6 protein-coding genes are annotated in these 4,623 nt (G+C 35.4%); all 6 read left to right on the top strand.

Features of this window, described 5'->3' with window-relative positions; genetic code table 11:
- Positions 1 to 290 (top strand): hypothetical protein (locus tag Q7P22_RS03795; RefSeq protein WP_303860827.1); only part of this gene is annotated, 290 nt, incomplete at its 5' end.
- A 68-nt stretch (positions 291 to 358) separates the two neighbouring features.
- Positions 359 to 838 carry a Csac_0668 family 2Fe-2S cluster-binding (seleno)protein gene (locus Q7P22_RS03790; RefSeq protein ID WP_303860824.1) on the top strand — a complete coding sequence of 160 codons (480 nt, stop codon included), beginning with the start codon at positions 359 to 361 and terminating at the stop codon, positions 836 to 838.
- 503 nt (positions 839 to 1,341) lie between these two features.
- Positions 1,342 to 1,551 (top strand): helix-turn-helix transcriptional regulator, encoded by a 210-nt coding sequence (locus tag Q7P22_RS03785; protein WP_303860822.1) that lies wholly within the window; start codon positions 1,342 to 1,344, stop codon positions 1,549 to 1,551.
- 18 nt (positions 1,552 to 1,569) lie between these two features.
- Positions 1,570 to 2,736 (top strand): DNA cytosine methyltransferase, encoded by a 1,167-nt coding sequence (locus Q7P22_RS03780; protein WP_303860817.1) that lies wholly within the window; start codon positions 1,570 to 1,572, stop codon positions 2,734 to 2,736.
- A complete protein-coding gene (locus Q7P22_RS03775; RefSeq protein ID WP_303860814.1) occupies positions 2,717 to 3,886 on the top strand; it encodes a DNA cytosine methyltransferase in 1,170 nt (389 codons plus the stop codon). The genes Q7P22_RS03780 and Q7P22_RS03775 overlap by 20 nt, the downstream gene beginning before the upstream one ends.
- On the top strand, positions 3,876 to 4,623 hold a 748-nt coding region (locus tag Q7P22_RS03770; RefSeq protein ID WP_303860811.1), incomplete at its 3' end, for a hypothetical protein. The genes Q7P22_RS03775 and Q7P22_RS03770, both read left to right, overlap by 11 nt.

Here is a 4,623-nt window from a genome sequence, read left to right as displayed (position 1 = left end):
AACTTGTAACTGCTGCTTTGTATGAAGCAAAAGTTAAGGACGAAGAAATCCTGCGGGTATTGATGAAGGTATGTGATGCAAATAGAGAGGAAGCAACTAATGCTTTTCGTAACGAAAAGTTCATGTTGTACCCTTGTAGGGAATTGTATCAATACCTGATTCTAGAAAAAGGCTTTGAAGAACATGACGCTGATGTGTTTATACACAAAAAAGCTACACGTGCGTTGGCTGACAACAGGGAGCTAAGTAAATTAACACCAGCTAAAATGTTTGACGCTATTAATAAATGATAAGTATATGAAATTGGTTTTACCTAGTTTAAAAAAGAAATTATAATGAAAATATGAAGGTTAAAAATATGAAGATTAATAATGAATGCTGTTGTGGATGCAAAACAGAAAAGCTGGATCAAATTAAAGACAATTGTCCTGTATGTAATAATGAAGGGATTTCCGTTAGTAAAGTAACTGTTGAACATCTAGTGGTAGATGATTATCGTAATGCTGTTAACGGAGATCAATTTAAGATTTGCATGAACGAGGACTGCGACGTTGTTTACTATAACTTAGATAATGAAATAAAATTCTTGAAAGGCCAAGTTAGAGTTCCTATCTGGTTTAAGAAAGATGCAGATCCTAAGTATGCTTGTTATTGTAGCGAAGTCACAGAAAATCAGGTAATTGAAGCAGTTGTAAAGCATGGTGCGAAAACCGTAAAAGAAGTAAATGCCATCACGGGGGCAATGAAAAATTCTAATTGTAAAGAAAACAATCCGTTGGGAGTTTGTTGTCATAAGATTATTCAGGAAGCTATCGATAAAGGCTTGAAAATGAAATAATTACAGTCGATATATTCCCACAAACGAAAGCCAACATTGGATATGTTTCCATCTACGAGCGTGGATATGTTCCCAATAACAACAGGGGTTGAAAACGCAGTTTTGATAGCTATCCCCTCATCTCAAAACACGTTGAGACGGTCGTATTGATGTCAAGGGTTGAAAAATAAGAGTATAAAAGTGCTTGATATAAAGGGATTTCCGTGATTTTGAACCATATTCAAGCTGGGTTCAAGGTCAGGAATTTTTTATTGTAAGAACATATCTACAGCAAAAAAAACGCAAGGTTGTGTGGATATTATTACTTTTTAGCTACCGAGTTGACGAAATTACTGTCAAAAATGTGGCGAGTGGATAAAATTACTGTAAAAATGGGATTAAATTGATAGGATAGTATATTAAGACAATTGAGCAAATATAATTTAAAATGAGTGACATGCCATTGACTTTGACTATCTTTTATGCTATTGTATGATAGAATGATTATGAAAAGGAGAAAAGATATGCATTGTCAACTCTCTACACTTATGGGGCAAGCTCGCTATTCCATTCAAGATGTGCATAAAAAAACAGGTTTAGCTCGAAGCACTGTTACGCAGCTTTATCATGATAAGGCTACGAGAATTGACTTTGAGACTATTGAGAAACTTTGCGCCTTATTTAATTGCGATATTTCATCGCTGCTTGAACTTGAGGGTGTCAAAGAAAAATAAAGAACGGATGGGATTGTTATGAACTATAATGCTTTATCGCTATTCTCAAGTGCAGGAGTAGCTGAAACATATTTTGATAAACACGGCATCCATGTAAAGGTTGCTGCTGAATTATTACCACAACGTGCAGAAATATATAAACACTTATATCCATCGGTTAAAATGTTTCAAGGCGATATAACCGAACAAGATAACTTTAAGAAAATAATTGAGGCTGCAAAAGAAGAAAAGTGTGATTTTATAATCGCAACACCACCCTGCCAGGGAATGAGTACTGCTGGGTTGAAAAAGAAAGACGATCCAAGAAATCGTCTAATAATTGATGTAGTAAAGGCTATCAAGCTTTTAAATCCTAAATTTGTAATTATTGAAAATGTCCCTGAGATTCTTCAGACGAAAATTGAGATTGATGGAGAATGGATTTATATTGATACATACTTAAGATCTGAGCTTGGTGACAAATATGAATTTAACACAAATAATGTAGTAAATGCTATGTATTATGGTGTTGCACAATCACGTGAACGCTGTGTATATCTTTTAGCTGCAAAATCAATGCAAATTAAATGGGAATTTCCAAAACCTTCCAGAAAAATAACAACAATGAGAGATGCTATTGGTGATTTGCCTTCACTAGATCCAAATGTAACAGATATATCTAGCGAAGAGCTTAAGAAATTATTCCCAGACTATGAGAAGAAAAAAAAGGAGGGATTAGCTGTATCAAAATGGCATTATCCCCCTCGTCATAAGTACCGTCATGTAGTTGCAATGATGCATACACCTGAAGGTTGTTCTGCCTGGTCTAATGAGACATATTACCCTACATTATCGGATGGAACAAAGTCTAAAGGTTATAAAAACACATATAAGAGGCAGTGGTGGGATAAACCCGCATATACCGTTACCAAATATACAAGCCGTATAGGCTCGCAAGAAAATGGACATCCAGGAAGAGCAATTATTGATTCGCCAGATGAGGAAACAAGATTGTGGTCTGATGCTCGTGTATTATCGATACTTGAACTTATGAGAGTATCTTCTTTGCCAGATGATTGGAATATCCCAGATGATGCGAGCAGCAATGTTATTAGAGAAATATTAGGCGAAGGCGTACCGCCAAGGTTGTTAGAACATGCCTTAATTGAATTGGAGCAATTAATAGATGAAAAACGTAAAATTTAAAAATAGAATTAAAGCAGTATCATTATTTGCAAATGTAGGAATAGCAGAAACATACTTTGATGACCTTGGAATTGATGTTGTAGTTGCTAATGAGTTATTAGAAGAAAGAGGAAGGTTCTATAATCACCTTTACCCAGAAACAAATATGATTATCGGGGACATTACTATTTCGGAAGTGTTTGATAGAGTAGTAGCAGAGGCAAAAGCAAATGATGTTGACTTGCTAATTGCGACACCACCGTGTCAAGGGATGTCATGTGCAGGACGTAAAGACCCTAAAGACCCAAGAAACTTTTTGATTTATTATGCTGTTGAAGCAGTTAAGCAAATAAGACCTCGCTTTGTTATGTTTGAGAACATACCAATGCAGCAACATACCCAGATATTATACAATGGCGACTATTTGTTCATTCCACAGTATGTTGAAAATGAGCTTGGAGACTATTATAATTTTAATGAACAGCATATTGTAAATGCAATGGATTATGGAGTACCTCAGTCTAGACAAAGATATATATATCTATTATCAGCGAAGACAGAGGATGTTAAATGGGAGTTCCCAGAAAAACAACAGGACATTATTACAATGGAAGAAGCCATCGGTAGTTTACCTTCTCTTGATCCATGCTTAAGAGAAGAGACAGAAAAATGGAGATTTCCTGATTTTGAAGAAAAAAAGCGTAAAGGTCTTGAGGTTTCAAAGTGGCATTATCCTCCTGTTCATAGCTGGAAGCAGGTAGAATGGATGATACATACACCAACAGGAAAGTCTGCATTCAAGAATGAAACATTTTTTCCAAAAACTAAGGGGCGCAGAATCAAAGGGGCTCCAAGAACTTATATGAGGATGTTTTGGGATAAACCTGCTACAACAATTATGCAGAATAGTGGTGTAATATCTGCATTTTCAACCGTTCATCCTGGTAGGCCAATAGTTGAAAGCGATGATGACACAAAACGAGAATATTCTGATGCCAGAGCACTGTCAATTTATGAGTTGTTAATTTTGTCATCACTACCTCTTGATTGGGATATTCCGGAATGGGCTAGCGATGTACTTATTCGTAAGGTCATAGGAGAAGGCATTCCACCGCTCCTGATAAAGAGAGCTATAGAGTCGCTAATTATAGGAGGTAAGTATGATAGGTAATTTAACTATAGATAAGGCCAGCATGAATATCAGTTATTTTCTTAATACTATTAGAATAATTAGTTTAAATGGTGGACGAATTTCTAGACGTGATTTTGTAAACCAGATGGCTGAATTTATAGGAGTTTCTGCACAAAAAAATGGAAAGGAAAACAGAACTCCATATAATAAAAGTAAGCTCCCAAGGTATTTTGGATTTGTTGATATTGATACTGATAATGACGGCATTAACTATCTAGTATTAACAAATCGTGGCAGAAAGTTGTCAGAGTATATAGGTGAAAAAGAAGATGCAGAACCTGATAAAAAATATTATATAGTGTCCACTCATCGAGAAGATTTTATAGACTTAATTTTTGAAAGTGTAATTTTTGATTCCTTTGGAAAAAACAACAGTGGAGCAGAACAATCAAATACAGATGTCGAACCACCGAAGGTAATATTCAAAACACTACGTGAGTTGGGAAAAGCTACGGCTGAAGAAATAAGTTATGTGATGTTTGGATTAAACAACGGTAAATTCACTGCCTTTGAAGCCGCTATTGCAGAAATACAACACAACAGAGAGAACTTAAAATATGATTATTCTGAAATCATGGAAGAATGGAAAGTAACTAATATCATTAGTGATTTTAAGTTAATCAACATTTTTACGGATGATAATATTAAACTACTAACAAGTGAACGGGTCAGGGACATCATGGCATACAGCCGTGAAGAAGCCGAAAGACTACAAA

This window comes from Alkalibaculum bacchi (genome assembly GCF_937875145.1).
Classification (GTDB): domain Bacteria; phylum Bacillota; class Clostridia; order Eubacteriales; family Alkalibacteraceae; genus Alkalibaculum; species Alkalibaculum bacchi_A.
Note: the sequence above shows the minus strand (reverse complement) of the source record. Positions and strands in the feature narration are given on the sequence as shown.